The 18,754-nt window shown below is 67.6% G+C and carries 16 protein-coding genes; 9 read left to right on the top strand and 7 right to left on the bottom strand.

The window, feature by feature from the left end; all coding sequences use genetic code 11:
• Positions 1–119: 119 nt before the first annotated feature.
• Positions 120–1,793 (top strand): bifunctional protein tyrosine phosphatase family protein/NAD(P)/FAD-dependent oxidoreductase, encoded by a 1,674-nt coding sequence (locus JF542_RS13565; protein WP_207076235.1) that lies wholly within the window; start codon positions 120–122, stop codon positions 1,791–1,793.
• Positions 1,794–1,986: 193 nt separating this feature from the next.
• A complete protein-coding gene (locus JF542_RS13560) occupies positions 1,987–3,759 on the top strand; it encodes a SulP family inorganic anion transporter (protein WP_007796589.1) in 1,773 nt (590 codons plus the stop codon).
• Here the strand turns inward: JF542_RS13560 and JF542_RS13555 are convergent.
• From JF542_RS13555 to JF542_RS13545, 3 genes are all read right to left on the bottom strand, one after another.
• Positions 3,706–4,425 (bottom strand): metallophosphoesterase family protein, encoded by a 720-nt coding sequence (locus JF542_RS13555; RefSeq protein ID WP_207076234.1) that lies wholly within the window; start codon positions 4,423–4,425, stop codon positions 3,706–3,708. The genes JF542_RS13560 and JF542_RS13555 overlap by 54 nt on opposite strands.
• Before the next feature lie 165 nt (positions 4,426–4,590).
• A complete protein-coding gene (gene serA, locus JF542_RS13550; RefSeq protein WP_207076233.1) occupies positions 4,591–6,186 on the bottom strand; it encodes a phosphoglycerate dehydrogenase in 1,596 nt (531 codons plus the stop codon).
• Positions 6,187–6,300: 114 nt separating this feature from the next.
• Positions 6,301–7,455 (bottom strand): phosphoserine transaminase, encoded by a 1,155-nt coding sequence (locus JF542_RS13545; RefSeq protein ID WP_207076232.1) that lies wholly within the window; start codon positions 7,453–7,455, stop codon positions 6,301–6,303.
• Positions 7,456–7,862: 407 nt separating this feature from the next.
• Here JF542_RS13545 and JF542_RS13540 point away from each other — a divergent pair, with 407 nt between their 5' ends.
• From JF542_RS13540 to JF542_RS13530, 3 genes are all read left to right on the top strand, one after another.
• Positions 7,863–8,285 (top strand): Fur family transcriptional regulator, encoded by a 423-nt coding sequence (locus tag JF542_RS13540; RefSeq protein WP_007796574.1) that lies wholly within the window; start codon positions 7,863–7,865, stop codon positions 8,283–8,285.
• A gap of 15 nt (positions 8,286–8,300) precedes the next feature.
• The gene (locus tag JF542_RS13535; protein ID WP_207076231.1) at positions 8,301–9,743 is read left to right on the top strand and encodes a cobyric acid synthase; all 1,443 of its coding nucleotides are present in this window, start codon (positions 8,301–8,303) and stop codon (positions 9,741–9,743) included.
• 174 nt (positions 9,744–9,917) lie between these two features.
• Complete coding sequence (locus tag JF542_RS13530) at positions 9,918–11,843, top strand: TonB-dependent receptor domain-containing protein (RefSeq protein ID WP_207076230.1); 1,926 nt, start codon at positions 9,918–9,920, stop codon at positions 11,841–11,843.
• 80 nt (positions 11,844–11,923) lie between these two features.
• On the opposite strand, the gene JF542_RS13525 is transcribed toward JF542_RS13530, so the two are convergent.
• Positions 11,924–12,208, bottom strand: a complete 285-nt coding sequence (locus JF542_RS13525; protein WP_207076229.1) for a DUF2218 domain-containing protein — start codon at positions 12,206–12,208, stop codon at positions 11,924–11,926.
• A 136-nt stretch (positions 12,209–12,344) separates the two neighbouring features.
• On the opposite strand from JF542_RS13525, the gene JF542_RS13520 reads away from it, so the two are divergent.
• Genes JF542_RS13520 through JF542_RS13505 form a run of 4 tightly spaced genes read left to right on the top strand, consistent with a single transcriptional unit; the run spans position 12,345 to position 15,884 of the window.
• On the top strand, positions 12,345–13,253 hold the full coding sequence (locus JF542_RS13520) for a siderophore ABC transporter substrate-binding protein (protein ID WP_207076228.1): 909 nt from the start codon (positions 12,345–12,347) through the stop codon (positions 13,251–13,253).
• A 6-nt stretch (positions 13,254–13,259) separates the two neighbouring features.
• Positions 13,260–14,195, top strand: coding sequence for an iron chelate uptake ABC transporter family permease subunit (locus tag JF542_RS13515; RefSeq protein WP_207076227.1), 936 nt, complete (start codon positions 13,260–13,262; stop codon positions 14,193–14,195).
• The gene (locus JF542_RS13510) at positions 14,188–15,132 is read left to right on the top strand and encodes an iron chelate uptake ABC transporter family permease subunit (RefSeq protein ID WP_007796556.1); all 945 of its coding nucleotides are present in this window, start codon (positions 14,188–14,190) and stop codon (positions 15,130–15,132) included. Before JF542_RS13515 ends, JF542_RS13510 begins: the two co-directional genes overlap by 8 nt.
• Positions 15,129–15,884: an iron ABC transporter ATP-binding protein gene (locus JF542_RS13505; RefSeq protein ID WP_207076226.1), complete on the top strand. Its 756-nt coding sequence runs from the start codon at positions 15,129–15,131 to the stop codon at positions 15,882–15,884. The genes JF542_RS13510 and JF542_RS13505 overlap by 4 nt, the downstream gene beginning before the upstream one ends.
• 382 nt (positions 15,885–16,266) lie before the next feature.
• Here JF542_RS13505 and hypE read toward each other — a convergent pair whose 3' ends face one another.
• Genes hypE through JF542_RS13490 form a run of 3 tightly spaced genes read right to left on the bottom strand, consistent with a single transcriptional unit; the run spans position 16,267 to position 18,754 of the window.
• Positions 16,267–17,310: a hydrogenase expression/formation protein HypE gene (gene hypE / locus JF542_RS13500; protein WP_207076225.1), complete on the bottom strand. Its 1,044-nt coding sequence runs from the start codon at positions 17,308–17,310 to the stop codon at positions 16,267–16,269.
• A complete protein-coding gene (gene hypD / locus JF542_RS13495) occupies positions 17,307–18,449 on the bottom strand; it encodes a hydrogenase formation protein HypD (protein ID WP_207076224.1) in 1,143 nt (380 codons plus the stop codon). The genes hypE and hypD overlap by 4 nt, the downstream gene beginning before the upstream one ends.
• Positions 18,446–18,754, bottom strand: coding sequence for a HypC/HybG/HupF family hydrogenase formation chaperone (locus JF542_RS13490; RefSeq protein ID WP_007796544.1), 309 nt, complete (start codon positions 18,752–18,754; stop codon positions 18,446–18,448). The genes hypD and JF542_RS13490 overlap by 4 nt, the downstream gene beginning before the upstream one ends.

Here is an 18,754-nt window from a genome sequence, read left to right as displayed (position 1 = left end):
GCCTGGACGGCGCCCTCACCAGCACGGGAGGCCATGCGACGTGACAACGCATGACAAATTCACAACAATGAATGTAAAAGACCCCACTGCCCTGATTCCCGTGCTGGAGGAGACGCGCCTTGGAATTCCGCAAAATCAACGACGACCTCACGGTTTCGCCGCAGATCGCGGCGTCGGACCTGTCCGAGATCGCGGCGGCCGGCTACCGCTCGATCATCTGCAACCGCCCCGACGGCGAAGGTGCCGATCAGCCGGGCTTTGAAGAGATCGAGGCGGCAGCCAAGGCGGCGGGCCTCGAGACACGCTACCTGCCGGTGATCTCGGGCAAGGTTCAGGACACCGACGCCGAGGCCTTTGGCCGTGCCCTGCGCGAGCTGCCCGGCCCGGTCTTTGCCTATTGCCGCACAGGCACACGCTCGGCAACGCTGTGGTCGCTGAGCCAGGCCGGGCAGATGGCGCCGGCACGCATCCTGATGGCCACCAAGCAGGCCGGCTACGACATGGCTGGCGTGGTGCGGCGCATCGTCAACGGCGGCAAGACCCCGACCGACACCGGCGACGCCAGTTTCGACGTGGTGGTGGTCGGCGGTGGCGCCGCGGGCATTGCCGTCTCGGCCAGCCTCAAGGCGCGCAAGCCCGATCTCGAGATCGCCCTGCTCGACCCGGCCGACGTGCACTACTACCAACCCGGCTGGACCATGGTCGGCGGCGGCATTTTCGAGCCCGAGACCACCGCCCGCACCATGGGCAGCCTGATCCCCAAGGGGGTGCACTGGATCAAGTCCGCCGTCGCCGCCTTCGAGCCGCAAAACAACGCGGTGATCCTCGATGGCTGCCGGGTGGTGAAGTACCAGCGCCTGATCGTGTGCCCGGGCCTCAAGCTCGACTGGGCCAAGGTCGAAGGGCTGGTCGAGACGCTGGGCAAGAACGGCGTCACCTCCAACTACCGCTACGATCTTGCGCCCTATACCTGGGAGCTGGTGAAGGGGCTGAAGGGCGGCACGGCGCTGTTCACCCAGCCGCCGATGCCGATCAAATGCGCCGGCGCGCCGCAGAAGGCGATGTATCTCTCGGGCGATCACTGGTACCGCACCGGCATCCTGCCGCGCATCGACATCCAGTTCATGAATGCCGGCGGCGTGCTCTTCGGGGTGAAGGATTACGTTCCCGCGCTGATGGATTACGTGAAGCGCTACGACGCCTCGCTGAACTTCTTCCACAACCTCGTGGCGGTGGATGGCCCGGCGAAGAAAGCCACCTTCGCGGTCAATACGCCCGACAGCGAGCCGTTCACCATCGATGTGGAGTTCGACATGATGCATGTCTGCCCGCCGCAGACCGCGCCCGACTTCATCCGCGTCTCGCCGCTGGCTGATGCCGCCGGCTGGGTCGATGTCGACCAGAACACCCTCCGCCACAAGAGCTACGACAATGTCTGGAGCCTTGGCGACGTGATGAACGCGCCCAACGCCAAGACCGCCGCCGCCGCGCGGATGCAGGCCCCGATCGTGGCCGAGAACGTCGCTGCAGATATCGACGGGCTGTCGCCTCACGCGGTCTACAACGGCTACGGCTCGTGCCCGCTTACCGTCGAGCGCGGCAAGATCGTGCTGGCCGAGTTCGGCTATGGCGGCGCGCTGCTGCCGAGCTTCCCCAAATGGCTGCTCGATGGCACCAAGCCGACCCGCGCCGCGTGGCTCCTCAAGGAACAGATCCTGCCGCCGGTCTACTGGAAGGCGATGCTGCGCGGCAAGGAATGGATGGCGCGGCCCGAGAAGGTCACCGCTGGCTGAGCCGCGCCGGACGCCCAAAGAACACCTTTCCGGCTCTGGACTTGATCCGGGGCCGATTTCCCTCCTATCGAGGAACCGTGACCCTGTTATTCCATTCCCCCCTTCACAAATTCTATCTATTGAATATATCTAGCGCCAACAGGGCGACTCTCCCCGGGCGCCTTTTCTGCCACCGATCCGCAGGACAGCTTTCATGACCATGCCCCGCCCCACCCGCGAGACGCTCTTCCGCTATCTCCCGATCCTGACCTGGGCGCGGGTCTACAACCGCGACACCGCGACCTCCGATCTCGTCGCGGCGGTGATCGTGACGATCATGCTGATCCCGCAATCGCTGGCCTACGCGCTGCTCGCCGGCCTGCCCGCCGAGATGGGGCTCTACGCCTCGATCCTGCCGCTGGTGGCCTATGCCATCTTCGGCACCTCGCGGGCGCTGGCGGTGGGCCCGGTGGCGGTGGTCTCGCTGATGACCGCGGCGGCCATCGGACAGCTCGGGCTGTCCACGCCCGGCGACATCGCGCTTGCAGCGATCACGCTCGCCTTCATCTCGGGCGTGTTCCTGACACTGCTCGGCATGCTGAAGCTGGGCTTTCTTGCCAATTTCCTGTCGCACCCGGTGATCGCGGGCTTCATCACCGCCTCGGGCGTGCTGATTGCCGCCTCGCAGCTCAAGCATATCTTCGGCATCGACGCGGGCGGCCACACGCTGGTCGAGCTGGTGATCTCGATCTTCGAGCATATCGGCGAGACCAACCTGATCACGCTGGTGATCGGCGTCTCGGCCACCGCCTTCCTGTTCTGGGTCCGCAAGGGCCTGAAGCCGCTGCTGCGCAAGGCGGGCCTCGGACCGCGCATGGCCGACATCTTCGCCAAGGCCGGCCCGGTCGCGGCGGTGGTTGTGACCACGCTTGTCGCCTGGGCCTTCGGCCTCGGTGATCACGGTGTGAGGCTGGTGGGCGAGGTGCCCACCGGCTTGCCGCCGCTCTCGGCCCCGTCCTTCGACCTTTCGATGTGGCAGACGCTGCTGCTGCCCGCGGTGCTGATCTCGATCATCGGCTTCGTCGAGTCGGTCTCGGTCGCCCAGACGCTGGCCGCCAAGCGCCGCCAGCGCATCGACCCGGACCAGGAGCTGATCGGCCTCGGCACCTCGAATATCGCCTCTGCGATCTCGGGCGGCTTCCCGGTCACCGGCGGCTTCTCGCGCTCGGTGGTGAATTTCGACGCCGGTGCCGAGACCCCCGCCGCGGGCGCTTATACCGCCGTCGGCATCGGCATCGCGACTCTGGTGCTCACGCCGCTGCTGTTCTTCCTGCCCAAGGCGACGCTGGCCGCCACCATCATCGTCGCCGTGCTGAGCCTTGTCGACTTCTCGATCCTGAAGAAGACCTGGGGCTATTCCAAGGTCGACTTTACCGCCGTCACCGCCACCATCGTGCTGACCCTGCTGGTCGGCGTCGAGGTCGGCGTCTCGGCGGGGGTGCTGCTGTCGATCTTCCTGCACCTCTACAAGACCTCGAAGCCGCACGTGGCCGAGGTCGGGCTGGTGCCGGGCACGCAGCACTTCCGCAACGTGTTGCGCCACAAGGTCGAGACCCTGCCTGGCGTGCTGACCCTGCGCGTGGACGAGAGCCTCTACTTCGTCAACGCCCGTTTCCTCGAAGACTACGTGCTCGAGCGGGTGGCGGAATGCGAAAAGCTCGACCACGTGGTGCTGATGTTCCCCGCCGTGAACGAGGTCGACCACAGCGCGCTAGAGACGCTGGAGGAGCTGAACCGCCGCCTCGCCGAGCAGAACATCACCCTGCACCTCACCGAGGTGAAGGGTCCGGTGATGGACCGGCTGCAACGCTCGCACTTCCTGCACGATCTCTCGGGCCGGGTGTTCCTGTCGCAGTATGACGCGTGGTGCGCCCTAAAGCCGGACGCGCCCGAAGGGACCGAGAAGGAAGGCGTCGCGGCCCAGTAGCGCCGCCGGGTAGAGCGGGCGACCATAGCCCGCACCGCCATCCATGTTGAGCCGGTTCGGATAGAGCTGCGGCAGGTCGAGCGCGGTATGGCCGTGCACCACGAGCCGGCCGAAATCGCCCGTGTGCTCGAGGAACGGCTTGCGGATCCAGAGCAGGTCGTCCTCGACCTGCTCGTCGAGCGCCACGCCCGGGCGCAGGCCGGCATGGACAAAGATCTGCTCCTCGGTCTCGTGCATCCGCGGCAGCGCGGCGATCCAGTCGCGATGCGCCTGCGGAACCGCCTCGAGCGCGTCGGCATGAATCTCCTCGGCCTTGCGGCGCTCGTCCATGTCGACCCCGTAGGAGGCCAGCGTCTTGTCGCCACCGATCGGCGGATCGGTATAGAGCAGCGGCCGGCTGACCTGCGGATCCTGGTAGGCGGGGTTCTCGAGATAGCGCAACAGGAAACGGTCATGGTTGCCCATGATGCAGGTCCAGGGCTGGCCCTCGGCCTGCCCCTCCATGAGGAAGTCGATCACGCCCCGGCTGTCCGGGCCACGATCAACGAAATCTCCGAGAAACACGATGGGCGCGCCGGCGGCCTCGTCCTTGAGGGTCAGTTCCAGCGCCTTGATAAGCTCATCGATCTGGCCGTGAATGTCGCCGATCGCGAAGATGGGTTGCATGATGTCAGTCCTTTTCGTCCCCATCTAGATGCCGTCTGCCGCAGCGCAGCGCAACCGGGCCTCCGGAAAATGTTAGCGCCGTTCGCGGCCGCCCCCCGCTGCCCCATAACGCAAAACGCCGCCCCGAGGGGCGGCGTCGCGATGGTTCCCTTGGCAATCCGGGGATCAGACCACGTCGAACTCGAGCGGCTTCACCTGGCGGAACAGGCCGGTCGCCTTGAGCGCATCGACCACCGACGCGTCCATGGCCTCGTCAAGATAGGCGATGGCGATCGCCTCGCCGCCCTGCGCCGAACGGCCGAGGGTGAAGTTGGCGAGGTTGACCTTGTGCTCGCCCAGCATGGTGCCGAGCTTGCCGATGATGCCCGGCACGTCCTCGTTGGTGGTGTAGAGCATGTGCTCGCCGACCTCGGCATCGATGTTGATGCCCTTGATCTGGATGAAGCGCGGCTTGCCGTCCGAGAACACGGTGCCGGCAATCGAGCGCTCGCGCTTCTCGGTGGTCACGGCGACCTTGATGTAGCCCTCGAACACGCCGGACTGTTCCTGACGGGTGGTGGCGATCTGAATGCCGCGCTCCTTGGCGATGACCGGCGCGGAGACCATGTTCACCTCGGGGCTGCTGGCCTTCATGATGCCCGCGATCAGCGCGCAGTTCAGCGCCTCGAGGTTCATCGTGGCGGCCTCGCCGTCATAGGTGATGTTGATCGCCTTCACCGCCTCTTCGGTCATCTGGCCGATGAAGCCACCGAGATGCTCGGCCACCTTGATCCACGGGCCCATGACCTTGGCTTCCTCGGCAGTCACCGAGGGCATGTTGAGCGCGTTGCTGACGGCGCCGGTGAGCAGGTAGTCCGACATCTGCTCGGCCACCTGCAGGGCGACGTTCTCCTGCGCCTCGGTGGTCGAGGCTCCGAGGTGCGGCGTGCAGACCACGTTCGGCAGACCGAAGAGCGGGTTCTCCTTGGCCGGTTCCTCGGCGAACACGTCGAAGGCGGCGCCGGCCACGTGGCCCGACTTGATCAGCTCGGCCAGAGCGGCTTCGTCGACGAGACCGCCGCGGGCACAGTTGATGATGCGCACGCCCTTCTTGGTCTTCTCGAGGTTCTCCTTCGAGAGGATGTTGCGGGTGCCATCGGTCAGCGGCACGTGCAGGGTGATGAAGTCGGCGCGGCGCAGCAGCTCATCGAGCTCGACCTTCTCGACCTGCATCTGGGCGGCCTTCTCTTCCGACAGGAACGGATCGTAGGCCACGACCTTCATCTTCAGGCCGCGGGCGCGGTCGCAGACGATGCCGCCGATATTGCCGGCGCCGATCACGCCGAGGGTCTTGGCGGTAAGCTCGGTGCCCATGAACTTGGATTTCTCCCACTTGCCAGCCTGGGTCGAGGCGTCGGCAGCGGGGATCTGGCGGGCCACGGCGAACATCATCGCGATGGCGTGCTCGGCGGTGGTGATCATGTTGCCGAACGGCGTGTTCATCACGATCACGCCCTTCTTGGACGCGGCGTCCTTGTCGACATTGTCGGTGCCGATGCCGGCGCGGCCCACGACCTTGAGGTTGGTGGCGTGCTCGAGGATGGTCGGGGTCACCTTGGTGGCCGAGCGAATGGCGAGGCCGTCATACTGGCCGATCACCTCGGCGAGCTTGTCCTTGTCCTTGCCGAGATCGGGCATGAAATCAACGTCGATGCCGCGGTCGCGGAAGATCTGGACGGCGGTTTCGGAAAGCTTGTCGGAAACGAGAACCTTGGGGGCCATTGGGCTTGTCCTTTGGATATGATGAGAGAAAGCGGTGGACGCTCGGGCCCGCTCCGCACTGTCATTCAGGTATTCTTTTGGGGGTCGGGTGGGCGCATCGCCCACCCTTGCGGATCACGCGGTCGCGGTCTGCGCTTCGAGCACGTCCTCGAAAGCCCACTTGAGCCAGAGGGTCAGCGCCTCGACATCCGACGCCTCGACGGTGGCACCGCACCACACGCGGAGGCCGGCAGGCGCATCGCGATACGCGCCGACATCGTAGGCGGCGTTGTAATCCTCGAGCTTCTTGGCCACCGCCTTGGCGAAGGCCGCGCCGTCCTGGATGCGGTCATCGGTGAACTTGAGGCACACGCTGGTGTTCGAGCGCGTCGCCGGGTCCTCTGCCAGGTTGGCAATCCAGTCGTTGCGGTCGCAGAAATCCCAAAGCACCTTGGCGTTGGTGTCGGCGCGCTTCATCAGCTCCGGCAGGCCACCAACCTTGCGGGCCCACTCGAGCGCCACGAGGTAGTCCTCGACCGCCAGCATGGAGGGCGTGTTGATCGTCGCGCCGGTGAAGATGCCGTCGATCAGCTTGCCGCCCTTGGTCAGGCGGAAGATCTTCGGCAGCGGCCAGGCGGGGGTGTAGCTTTCCAGACGCTCGACGGCGCGCGGGCTGAGGATCAGCATGCCATGAGCCGCTTCGCCGCCCATCACCTTCTGCCAGGAGAAGGTGGTCACGTCGAGCTTGTCCCAGGGCAGGTCCTGCGCGAAGGCCGCCGAGGTGGCGTCGCAGATCGTCAGGCCCTCGCGATCGGCGGGGATCGCGTCGCCGTTCGGCACGCGCACGCCGGAGGTGGTGCCGTTCCAGGTGAAGACGACGTCGGTGTCGAAGTCGATCTCGGCGAAGTCGACGATCTCGCCATACTCGGCGGTCTTCACGTCGGCGTCGATCTTGAGCTGCTTGACCACGTCGGTGACCCAGCCCGCGCCGAAGCTTTCCCACGCCACCATGGTGGCCTTGCGGGCGCCGAGCATCGACCACATCGCCATTTCAACGGCGCCGGTGTCGGAGGCCGGCACGATGCCGATCTTGTAGTCTGCGGGGATGCCCAGGATCTCGCGGGTGCCCTCGATGGCCGCTTTCAGCTTGTCCTTGCCGACCTTGGCACGGTGCGAGCGGCCGAGCGGAGCGTCGGCGAGCATATCCAGGGAATACTGGGGGATCTTGGCACAGGGGCCAGAAGAAAAACGCGGGTTTGCCGGCCGCGTGGACGGGTGCTTGGTAGCCATATCTGCCTAACCTTCCAGATAGATGCCCCTCGTTGGGGAGGGGTGTCCCGCCGCTGGAGCTACGCCCCCAGATCCGACAAAGCAAGCGAATCTTTCTGCCGATTGCGTGAGATTTCATGGCGGCGGCCCCGGCTTCAGCGCCGAATGCGCCGCCCGGGAAACCGCCGCCGCCCATGCGAAACAGGCGTTTCCTGAAGGAAATCGCGGGTCGCGGCACGGGCTCGAAACCGGCGCATCGACGCAGCTTTGCGACATGCGATTTTATGCCAATGCCGCACGCCCGGCCCGTCCGGGGCGGCCCTGGCCACGGGCTGAGACCGCGAATCACCGCACGGCCCCGGCCTTTTCTTGCAAGCCCCGCGCGGCGACGATACCAAGAGGGCCATTCAGGGCAACGGACAGGTCGCATGACTGCGGAAACAACCGACTTCGCCGAGGCGCTGCGCGCCGCGGGGCTGCGCGTGACGCAGCAGCGCCTGCGCGTGCTGTCGATCCTGATGCAGGCGCAGGACCATCCCAATGCCGACGAGGTCTTTACCCGCGCCCGCGAGATCGACGGCTCCGTCTCCTTCGCCACGGTCTACCGCACGCTCTCGGCGCTCGAGGAGGCCGGCCTGATCCAGCGCCTGAGCTTCGAGAACGAGCCGGCGCGCTTCGAGGTCATGCCCTCCGCCGATCACGACCACTTGGTGGATATCGACACCGGCGAGGTGATCGAGATCACCAGCGACGAGATCAACCGCCTGCGCGCCGAGTTGGTGGCGCGGCTGGGCTACGAGATCGTCAGCCAGCACACGCTGATCCGCGCCCGCCGCAAGCCCGACGCCTGAGCCGGACCCTCGTCGATGACCGCGCTGATGATCCAGGGAACCGGCTCCAACGTGGGCAAGTCGCTGCTGGTCGCGGGGCTCTGCCGCGCCGCCCGAAAGCGCGGCATCGACGTGGCGCCGTTCAAGCCTCAGAACATGTCGAACAACGCCGCCGTGACCGCCGATGGCGGCGAGATCGGCCGCGCCCAGGCGCTGCAGGCGCTGGCCTGCGGGCTGGCGCCGCACAGCGACATGAATCCGGTTTTGCTGAAGCCCCAGACCGACACCGGCGCGCAGGTGGTGGTGCAGGGCAAGCGGGTCGCGACCAGCGAGGCGCGCGACTATGGCACGCTGAAGCCCCGCCTTCTCGACGCGGTGCTCGACAGTTTCGCCCGGCTCAGCGCCCGGCACGATCTGGTGATCGTCGAGGGCGCGGGCAGCCCGGCCGAGATCAATCTCCGCCCGCGCGACATCGCCAACATGGGCTTTGCCTGCGCCGCGCAAGTGCCGGTGGTGCTCGCTGGCGACATTGATCGGGGCGGCGTCATCGCGCAGATCGTCGGCACGCAGGCGGTGCTCGACCCGGGCGACGCGGCGATGGTGAAAGGCTTCCTGATCAACCGCTTCCGTGGCGACCTCCGGCTCTTCGACGATGGCTACCGGATGATCGAGGCCCACACCGGCTGGCCCGGTTTCGGCACCCTGCCTTGGTTTCCGGACGCGTGGAAGCTGCCCGCCGAAGACGCGGTCGACATCCACACCCCGCGCCGCACCAAGGGGTTGCACGTGGTCTGCCTCGCGCTGTCACGGATCGCCAATTTCGACGATCTCGACCCGCTGGCGCAGGAGACCGGCGTGCGGCTCACCATGCTGGGACCCGGACGCGCCATCCCCGGCGACGCGGATCTGGTGATCCTGCCCGGCAGCAAGTCGACCCGCGGCGACCTCGCCTTCCTGCGCGCGCAGGGCTGGGACGTGGACCTTGCCGCGCATGTGCGACGCGGCGGGCATGTGCTGGGGATCTGCGGCGGCTACCAGATGCTGGGCCGCAGCGTCGCCGATCCCGACGGCATCGAGGGGCCGCCCGGCACCACGCCGGGCCTCGGCCTGCTCGAGATCGACACGGTGATGACCGGCGACAAGCGCCTTACCGAGACCCGCGCCACCCATGCGGCGACAGGCCGGGCATTCCGAGGCTACGAGATCCATATCGGCCGCAGCGACGGCCCAGACCGCGCCCGCCCCTTCGCCCATGTCGCGGGAGAGCCGGAGGGCGCGGCGACCCCCGATGGCCGTATCGCGGGCAGCTACCTGCACGGCATGTTCCGCGACGATGCCTTCCGCGCCGCATGGCTCGACGGTTTCGGGGTGCAGAGCGCCGGCCGCTACGACAGCACGGTCGAGGCCGTGCTCGACGGGCTGGCCGATCACATGGAAGCCCATCTCGACGTGACGGGCCTGCTCGCGCTGGCGCGCTAGCGAGACAAAAAGAGCACAACGTCGTGCCCGACACGCTGTGCGCGCGCCCCGGAGATTGATCCGACAAAAACGGTCAATTACTTCCGCTCAGCAATATGGCCAGCCAGACAGCGCGGGGGTCCCTCGCCCGTGCAATCCAGCGACGGCTGCGCCTGTTACGTGAGGGACCCAACAATGTTTAGCAAAAGCAAGGGGCTGCTGCTCCTGACCACGGCATTCTGCGCCGGAACCGCCTCGGCTCAGGACGCCGACTCGCTGTTTCTCGGCACGCTTCGGATCGAAGGCGCCGCGGCGCAGAGCCTGCTCGGCAACACCCAGATCACCGAGGAAGAGATCGAGAGCCGCAACCCGGCCACGGTGAAAGACGTCTTCGCCGGCGAATCCTCGGTCACCGTCAGCGGCGGCGCCGCGATGGCCCAGAAGGTCATGGTGAACGGCATCGAGGAGTCGCTGCTCTCGGTCACCATCGACGGCGCGCGCCAGAACAAGGGCGCGTTCCACCACACCGGCAACGTGCTGCTCGACCCGTCGCTGCTCAAGTCGGTCGAGGTCAGCGAAGGCCTCGCCCCGGCGGATGCCGGCCCCGGCGGTCTTGGCGGCGTGCTCGCCTACACCACCAAGGATGCCCGCGACCTGCTCGAGCCCGGTGACAACTTCGGCGGCCTCGCCACCGTGACCGGCGGCAGCAACGGTTCCGGCCTGCGCGGCACCGCGACGCTGTTCGGCGCGCAGGGCGGCTTCGAGTGGCTGCTGAGCACCACGCATCAGGAGGGCGACGAGTACAAGGACGGCGACGGCGACACCATCGACGGCACCGCGGCGGAGCTGTCCGACTACATGCTCAAGCTCGCCTACACCACCGAGACCGGCAAGCGGCTGGCCTTCTCGGCCTCCGAGACCGAAGACACCGGTCCGCGTGCCTCGCAGGGGGGCTTCATCCGGGCCGACTTCGCCGGGCTTACCAGCGCCGCCCGCCCCACCGAGATCATCGACGGGTATGCCCGCCGCAGCTCCTACACGCTGTCCTACACCGACGAGCAGCCGCAGGGCTGGCTCGCGCCCGACCTTCAGCTTACCTACAACGAGCAGGAAGTCGACGTGGGCAACAACTCGGGCATCAACACCAGCCTGTCCGGCACCGCCAAGAACGAGTTCCTGCTGGACAACGGCACGCTGACCGCGGGGTTCGACTTCTTCGACGAAAGCGCCGAGGCCACCGAGGGTACCTCGGGCGAGGAGACCAACACCAATTTCGGCATCTTCGCGCAGGCCCGCCAGGACCTGACCGACCGGCTCTCGGTGAGCTACGGCGCGCGCTACGATTACCAGTGGTTCGAAGGCGCCGATGGCCGGAAGTTCGAGGAGGGCGGCTTCAGCGGCAATGCCGCGCTCGACTACGTGCTGACCGACACGCTCTCGCTCAACGCCGGCATCGCCTCCACCTGGGGCGGCTTCGCGCTTGGCGAGGCGGCGCTGGTCAACTTCCGCAACGACTGGACCTATGACGACTTCACCCCGTCGCGCTCCAACTCGGCCCGCATCGGCCTGCGCTACGAAAATGGCCCCTGGGCGGTCAGTGGCGCGGTGTTCCACACCGAGATCAACGACATCACCGCGGTGCTGCCCTCGGGCGGCGACCGTGGCGCGCAGGCGGACCTGACCTCGCGCGGCTTCGACGGCTCGGTCAGCTATACCGGCGAAAGCGCCTTCGCCAAGCTGAACTACACCCATGCCAATGTCGAACTGGATGACGATACCGTCGGCACCACGTCCTACTATCTCGGGCGCCCGGTCGGCAGCATCCTGACGCTCGAAGGCGGCTACGACATCCAGGACAACTGGCGCGTCGGCGGCACCGCCGAAGTGGCGTTCGAGAACGACGCCACCGATCCGGACCTGCCCGGCTACGAGGTGCTCAACCTCTACACCAGCTACACGCCCGCTGCCTTCGACCAGCTCGAACTGCGCCTCGATGTGCGCAACGTGTTCGATGCGACCTATGCAAGCCGCAGCTCGGATGGCCTCGACGCGACCGGTGCCGTCGTCCCGCTCACCGAGCCGGGCCGCACCTTCCTCGTGACCGCCAAGATGCGCTTCTGATCCTCGGAGGCGAGACCAGACGCAAAAGGGGCGGACCGCAAGGCCCGCCCCTTTCTGCCTGTCACGAACCGGTCAGCGGGTCAGGCCCAGGTCATCCCCTCGCAGCCCTCGCGGAAGGCAAAGCGCTTGAGGTGGTCGTCGATGATGAAGCGCGCGCGTTCGAGATCGGCCTCGGTCCGGGCGCTGATCTCGACCAGAAGCGCCTCGGCGCTGGCGCTCAGAAGCGCCGGCCCCGGCGGGAGCGCGGCGCGGCCTTCGGACTCGTCGAAGACGACCGCGACCTTGTGCTCGAAATGTTTGCAGAGCTGCTGAAGGTACTTCGAGGCATTGGGCGTCTGGAACGTGCCGGATTGCTGCAGAGCCATGGCTGCACTCCAAAAGTTGATTGTTTATGTCAGTTAACGCATTGCAGGCAGGAAGAACAATCCGTTATCAGACCAACATCCTTGCGAAGCCGGCTGACGCCACGCCACGCGCCCATCAACGACCGGGAGCCTCCCCATGCGTCCTCTGCTGCTTGCAGGGCTGTTTGCCTGCACGTCTGCCGCCTCCGCCCTTGCCCATGACGTGACCGTCGAGACCGCTGCGGGCTCGACCGAAGTGCCCCATGCGCCCGAAAGCGTCGTCGTCTTCGATCCGGCCGCGATCGACACCATCGCATCCCTCGGACAGCCGATTGCCGGCCTGCCCAGCCCGCTCTACCTCGACGGCATCGATGAGGTGAAGACCTCGGCCGAGGTGGTCGGCACGCTGTTCGAGCCCGACTTCGAGGCGCTCGCGGTGATGCAGCCCGACCTGATCGTGGTCGGCGGGCGTTCTTCGGCGCAGCGCGAGCCGCTGAGCCAGATCGCCCCCACCATCGACATGACGATCTGGGGCGAGAACATGGTGGCGCAGGCGCGCGACCGGATCGCCGCCTTCGGCACGCTGTTCGACAAGCAGGACGAGGCCACAACGCTGACCGAGACCCTAGACGCCAAGATCGAGGAGGCGCGTGCCGCCGTCGAGGGCAAGGGCGACGGTCTCATCATCCTGACCAATGGCGGCAAGATCTCGGCCTATGGCGCCAACAGCCGCTTCGGCTGGCTGCACGGCGCGCTCGACCTGCCCGAAGCGCATCCGGGCCTCTCGGACGACACCCACGGCCAGGCGATCTCGTTCGAGTTCATCGCCGAGACCGACCCGGACTGGCTGCTGGTGATCGACCGCGCCGCCGCCATCGGCGCCGATGGCGAGGCCGCCGCCTCGACCCTCGACAACCCGCTCGTGGCGCGCAGCACCGCCGCGCAGGAAGGCCAGATCGTCTATCTCGACGCCGCGCCGATGTATGTCTCGGGCGGCGGTGCCAGCTCGATGATGCACACGCTCGACGAGATCATCTCGGCCTTCGGCGGCGCAAGCGAGAGCTGAACCAAGTTGCGCCTCTGGACCCTCACCTTCGCCCTGCTGGCCGCGCTCGTCTTGGTCAGCCTGTCGCTCGGGGCGGCCTCGTTCGGCGATGACGCCGGCTGGCTGCTGATGGTGAGCCGCATCCCGCGCACCGCCGCGGCGCTGCTTGCCGGCGCCGGCCTCGCGCTGGCGGGGGTGGTGGTCCAGCAGGTGGTGCAGAACCGGCTGGTCGAGCCGTCGCTGACCGGCGCGCCCGAGGCCTCGATGCTGGGTCTGCTTGCCGTGACGCTGATCGCCCCCGGACTGGCGGTGGCCGGCAAGATGCTGATCGCCGCGGCCTCGGCTCTGGCCGGCATGGCGGGCTACCTCGCGCTGGCGACGCGGCTGCCCCGCGAGGATCCGATGCTGCTGCCCATCGTGGGCATCGTCTATGGCGGCATCATCGGCGCGATCTGCGTCTACATCGCCTGGGCCACCGACCTGATGCAGTTCCTCGGCGCCTGGCAGCTCGGCGAGTTCTCGGGCGTTATGATCGGGCGCTACGAATGGCTCTGGGCGATCGCGGCGCTGGCGGTGCTGCTCTATGTCATCGCCGACCGCATCACCATCCTCGGGCTCGGCGAGGCGCAGGCCCGCAGCCTCGGCCTCGACTATGCGCAGACCCGGGCGCTGGGACTGGTGGTGGTGTCGGTGATCACCGCGCTGGTGCTGGTCACCGTGGGCGGGTTTCCCTTTGTCGGGCTCGTGGCGCCGAACCTGATCGCGCGCTGGCGCGGCGACAACCTGCGCGCCAACCTGCCGCTGATTGCCGTGGGCGGCGGCATCCTGTTGCTGACCGCCGACATCATCGGCCGCGCCATTCGCTACCCGTTCGAGATCCCCGCCGCCACCGTCGTTGCGGTGTTCGGCGCCGGCGTCTTCCTCTGGCTGCTGCACGCGGCCCCGGCGCGCCGTCATGGCTGAGCGTCGCGTCCTCTGGCTCGGTCTCGCCCTGCTGGTGCTCTGCGGCGCCTTTCTGGCGTGGCAACTGCGCCAGCCGGTGGGCTTCATCCTCGGGCTGCGCGCCGCCAAGCTCGGGGCGCTGGTCTGCGTCGGCGCCGCCACCGGAGCCGCGACAGTGCTGTTCCAGACCGTCGCCGGCAACCGGCTGCTGACCCCGGGGCTCGTGGGCTTCGACGCGCTTTTCGTGCTGATGCAGACGCTGCTGGTGCTGCTGCTGGGCGGCGTCGGTGCCGCCGCGATCCCCGCCGGGCCGCGCTTCCTGATGGAGGTCGCCGCCCTCGGCGTCGCCTCGGTGGCGCTCTTCGGCCTCCTGCTGCGCCGCGATGCGCGAGACATCACCCGGATGATCCTCACGGGCATCATCCTCGGCGTACTGCTGCGTGGACTGTCGAGCATGGTGCAGCGGTTGATGGACCCGTCGGATTTCGCCGTCGTGCAACAGGCGATGTTCGCCAGCTTCGGCCGGGTCGATCCGCAGCAGCTGACCTTCTCCGCCGTGGTGCTGCTCGCCGCGATGGCGGTGGCGCTGCGAATGGCCCCGGCGCTCGACGTCGCCGGGCTCGGGCGCGACACCGCGCGCGGGCTCGGGCTCAACCACGACCGCGTGGTGATGACGGCGCTGCTGCTGATGGCCGCGATGGTCTCGGTCTCGACCGCGCTGGTCGGGCCGATCACCTTCCTCGGCCTGCTCACCGCCAGCCTTGCGCGGCAGGTGACCGGCAGCCACCGTCACGCGGTCCTGCTGCCAGCGGCCGCAATCCTCGGTGCGCTGATCCTCGTCGCCGGCCAGTTCCTGTTCGAACGCCTGCTCGGCAGCCAGTCGGCGCTGGCGGTGATCGTCGAGTTCTTCGGCGGGCTGGTGTTCCTCTTCCTCGTGCTGAAACGGAGACGTCGATGATCGAGATTTCCTCGCTGAGCTACCATGCCGGCCCGACCCCGATCCTGCACGACGTCTCGACCCGGATCGAGAGCGGCGGCATCACCGCGCTGATCGGCCCCAACGGCGCCGGCAAGTCGACGCTGCTGCACTGTCTCTCGGGGCTGGAAAAGCCCTCTTCGGGCAGCGTGCGCATCAACGGCATCGACCCGTTCTCCGTGCCGCACCGGCAGCGGGCCCGGACGGTGGCACTGCTGCAGCAATCGCCGGCGCTGGTCAGCCGGCTGCGGGTGCGTGAACTGGTCAGCTTCGGGCGCTGGCCGCACCATCAGGGCCGACCGCGCCGCGATGACGAAGAGGCCGTGGACCGCGCGCTTGTGGCCTTCGCGCTGACCGATCTGGCCGAGCGCACCATAGACACGCTGTCGGGTGGCCAGCGCCAGCGCGCCTTCATCGCGATGACCTACGCGCAGGACACGCCGTGGATGCTTCTGGACGAGCCGCTGAACGCCCTCGACCCGCGCCACGCCCGCGACCTGATGGCGCGGCTGCACGGTCTGTCGCGGGACGGGTCCCGGAGCATCGTCATCGTGCTGCACGACATCAACGCCGCCGCCGGTTGGGCGGATCACATCGTGGCGATGAAGGACGGTCGGATCGTGGCGCAGGACGAGAGTGCGACGGTTCTGACCGAAGAGACCCTGCGCGACGTGTTCGACACGCCGTTCGAGCTCTTGCAGCACAAGGGGCGGCCCGTGGTGGTGGCACGGTAGGCGCGCTGGACGCAGCCTCGACTCGCCTGCTAGGGCATCCTCAATTGACTCTACGCCGGGACGCCGCCGCGCATCGCCGGTCCGCGGGGCGGCGAACTCAGTTTGGAATCCCTTGATTTATCCCGACCAAGTCCGAAGGACCTCGAAGCTGTGCGCCCAGCCCAGCCAAATCGCCGGCCCCGGGGGGGGCGGGTCATGCCGAAGGCATGCCTTCGGCATGACCGATGCGCGGCTGCCTTCGGCCTTGATTCCGCGCCGGCAACGCTCAGAGCATCAAGCGATTGGGACGCTCCCAGCATGACCGATGCTCGGCGGTCCCTGTTCCGCGCAGGCATGGGTCGGATGCAGGACAAGCCATGTCGAAAACGGTTGATACGCTCCCTCAACAGATCCGCGGCAACTGCTCTCCGACCAGCATGTCGACGATCCGCGTGCCGCCGAAGGCCGAGCGCATCCGCACCGGCACGCTGCCCTTCTCCACCGCGCGCCCGACGACCACCGCCTCCCGCCCCGCCTCGACCGAGCGCATCGCCGCCAGTGCTGCCTCGGCCTCGGCCTCGGGTACGAAAAGCACCAGCGCGCCCTCGTTGGCGAGGTAGAGCGGATCGAGACCGAGTATCTCGCACATTCCCTTGACCTCCGGGCGCAGTGGCAGCGCTGCCTCGTCGAGCTCCACCGACACACCCGCCGCCTCGGCCATCTCGTTCAGTGCCGAGGCCAGCCCGCCGCGCGTGGCATCCCGCGCCGCGCGCAGGTCAGGGCAGGCCTGGGCCACCGCCGCCATCAGGTGGCCGAGCGCCTGACAGTCGGACTGCAGGGGCGCCGAGAGCGCCAGATCGCCCCGCGCCGCGAGGATGGTCGCGCCGTGATCGCCCAGCACGCCGTTGACGATGGCCACGTCGCCGGGCCGGATATGCGCCGCCCCCAGATCGCGCCCCGCCGGGATCACGCCGACGCCCGACGTGGTGATGAACACCGTGTCGCAAGAGCCCTTCTCGACCACCTTGGTGTCTCCGGTGACGATCCGCACCCCAGCCGCCTCGGCCTCGCGCGCCATGCTGGCGACGATCCGACGCAGGAGCGCGATCTCGCAGCCCTCCTCGATGATGAAAGAGGCCGAGAGCCAGAGCGGCTCCGCCCCGCCCACCGCAAGATCATTGACCGTGCCGCAGACGGCGAGCTTACCGATATCGCCGCCGGGGAACTCCACCGGGGTGACCACGTAGCTGTCGGTGGTGAAGGCCAGCCGCGCGCCCTTGACCTGCAGCGCGTCATGCATCAGCCGGGCCTGATCCTCGCCGCTTTCGGGCTGGAAGACCTGCGTAAAGACCTCTTCGATCAGGTCGCGCATGGCACGCCCGCCGCCGCCATGGGCCAGCGTCACGCGGTCGCCACGCAGGCGGGAGGGTTTGGAGGCCATGTTCATTCCGCCGGCTCCACCACGCGCGCGCCGCCATAGGTCCAGTAGGCGGCGCAAGCCCCCTCGGACGACACCATCAACGCACCCAGAGGCATGTCTGGCGTGCAGCCGCGGCCGAATTGCGGGCAGGCGGTCGGCTTGATCCGGCCCGTCATCACCGCGCCGCAGGCGCAGCCCTCGGGCTCCTCGACCTTTTTCCGCCCAACCGCGTAGCCGATGCCGAATTTCTCCTCCGCATCCCAGTCGCGATAGGCCTCGCGGATGCGCAGGCCGGAGGCGTCGATCTCGCCCAAGCCCCGCCACTCGAAGGACGGGCGCTCCTCGTAGACATCGGCAATCGCGGCGAGCGAGACCGGGTTGCCATGCTCTGGCACAACGCGGGCATACTGGTTTTCCACCTCCGCCCGTCCGTCGCGGATCTGCTCGAGCACCATGAGCACCGATTGCAGCAGGTCGAGCGGCTCGAACCCGGCCACGGCGATGGGCTTGCCGTAATCGCGGGCGATGAAGTCATAGGGGTGGATGCCGATCACCATCGAGACATGGCCCGGCCCGACGAAGCCGTCGAGCTGCATGTGCGGATCATCGAGCAGCGCCTTGATCGGCGGCGGCACGGTGATGTGGTTGCAGAACACGCTGAAATTCCCGATCTCCTCGCGCGCCGCCTGCTGCAGGGTCAGCGCGGTCGAGGGGGTCGTGGTCTCGAAGCCGAGACCGAAGAACACCACCTCGCGGTCGGGGTTGCGCCGCGCCAGCTCGAGCGCGTCGAGCGGCGAATAGACCATGCGGATGTCGCAGCCATCGGCCTTGGCCTGCATCAGCGACTTGCGCGAGCCCGGCACCCGCATGGCATCGCCGAAGGTGGTGAAGATGACGCCCGGACGCTCGGCGATCTCGACGCATTCATCCACCCGGCTCATCGGCAGAACGCAGACCGGGCAGCCCGGGCCGTGGATGAACTCGATGCCCTCATGCACCAGCTTGTCGAGCCCGTAGCGGAAGATCGCGTGGGTGTGCCCGCCGCAGATCTCCATGATGCGCACTGGCGCGTCGCGGGTGGCGCCGATCTCGTCCGCGACGCGGGCGATGGCCGCCAACACGCCCTTGGCGGCCTTGGGATCGCGGAATTCCTCGACATATCTCATTGCGCCGCCTCCACCTTGGCGGGCTCATCAAAGGCCCGCGCACCCTCTTCCATCGCTTCGAGCGCCTCCTGCGCCTCGCCGAGGCCGCGCAGCGCCTCGAGCGTCTCGGCGGCCTCGTGTTCGTCGATCACCGCCATGGCGAAGCCCACGTGGATCAGCACCCACTCGCCTACCAGCGCCTCGAGCGGGCGGTCGGCGACCGGGGCGAGGCTCACCTCTCGCTTGACCCCGGAGACATCGGCCATCGCCATCAGGCGGGATGGGTCGGTGATCTCGGTGATCTGGCCGGGAATGCCCAGACACAT

The organism is Salipiger bermudensis (assembly GCF_017309175.1).
GTDB classification, from domain to species: domain Bacteria; phylum Pseudomonadota; class Alphaproteobacteria; order Rhodobacterales; family Rhodobacteraceae; genus Salipiger; species Salipiger bermudensis.
Note: the sequence above shows the minus strand (reverse complement) of the source record. Positions and strands in the feature narration are given on the sequence as shown.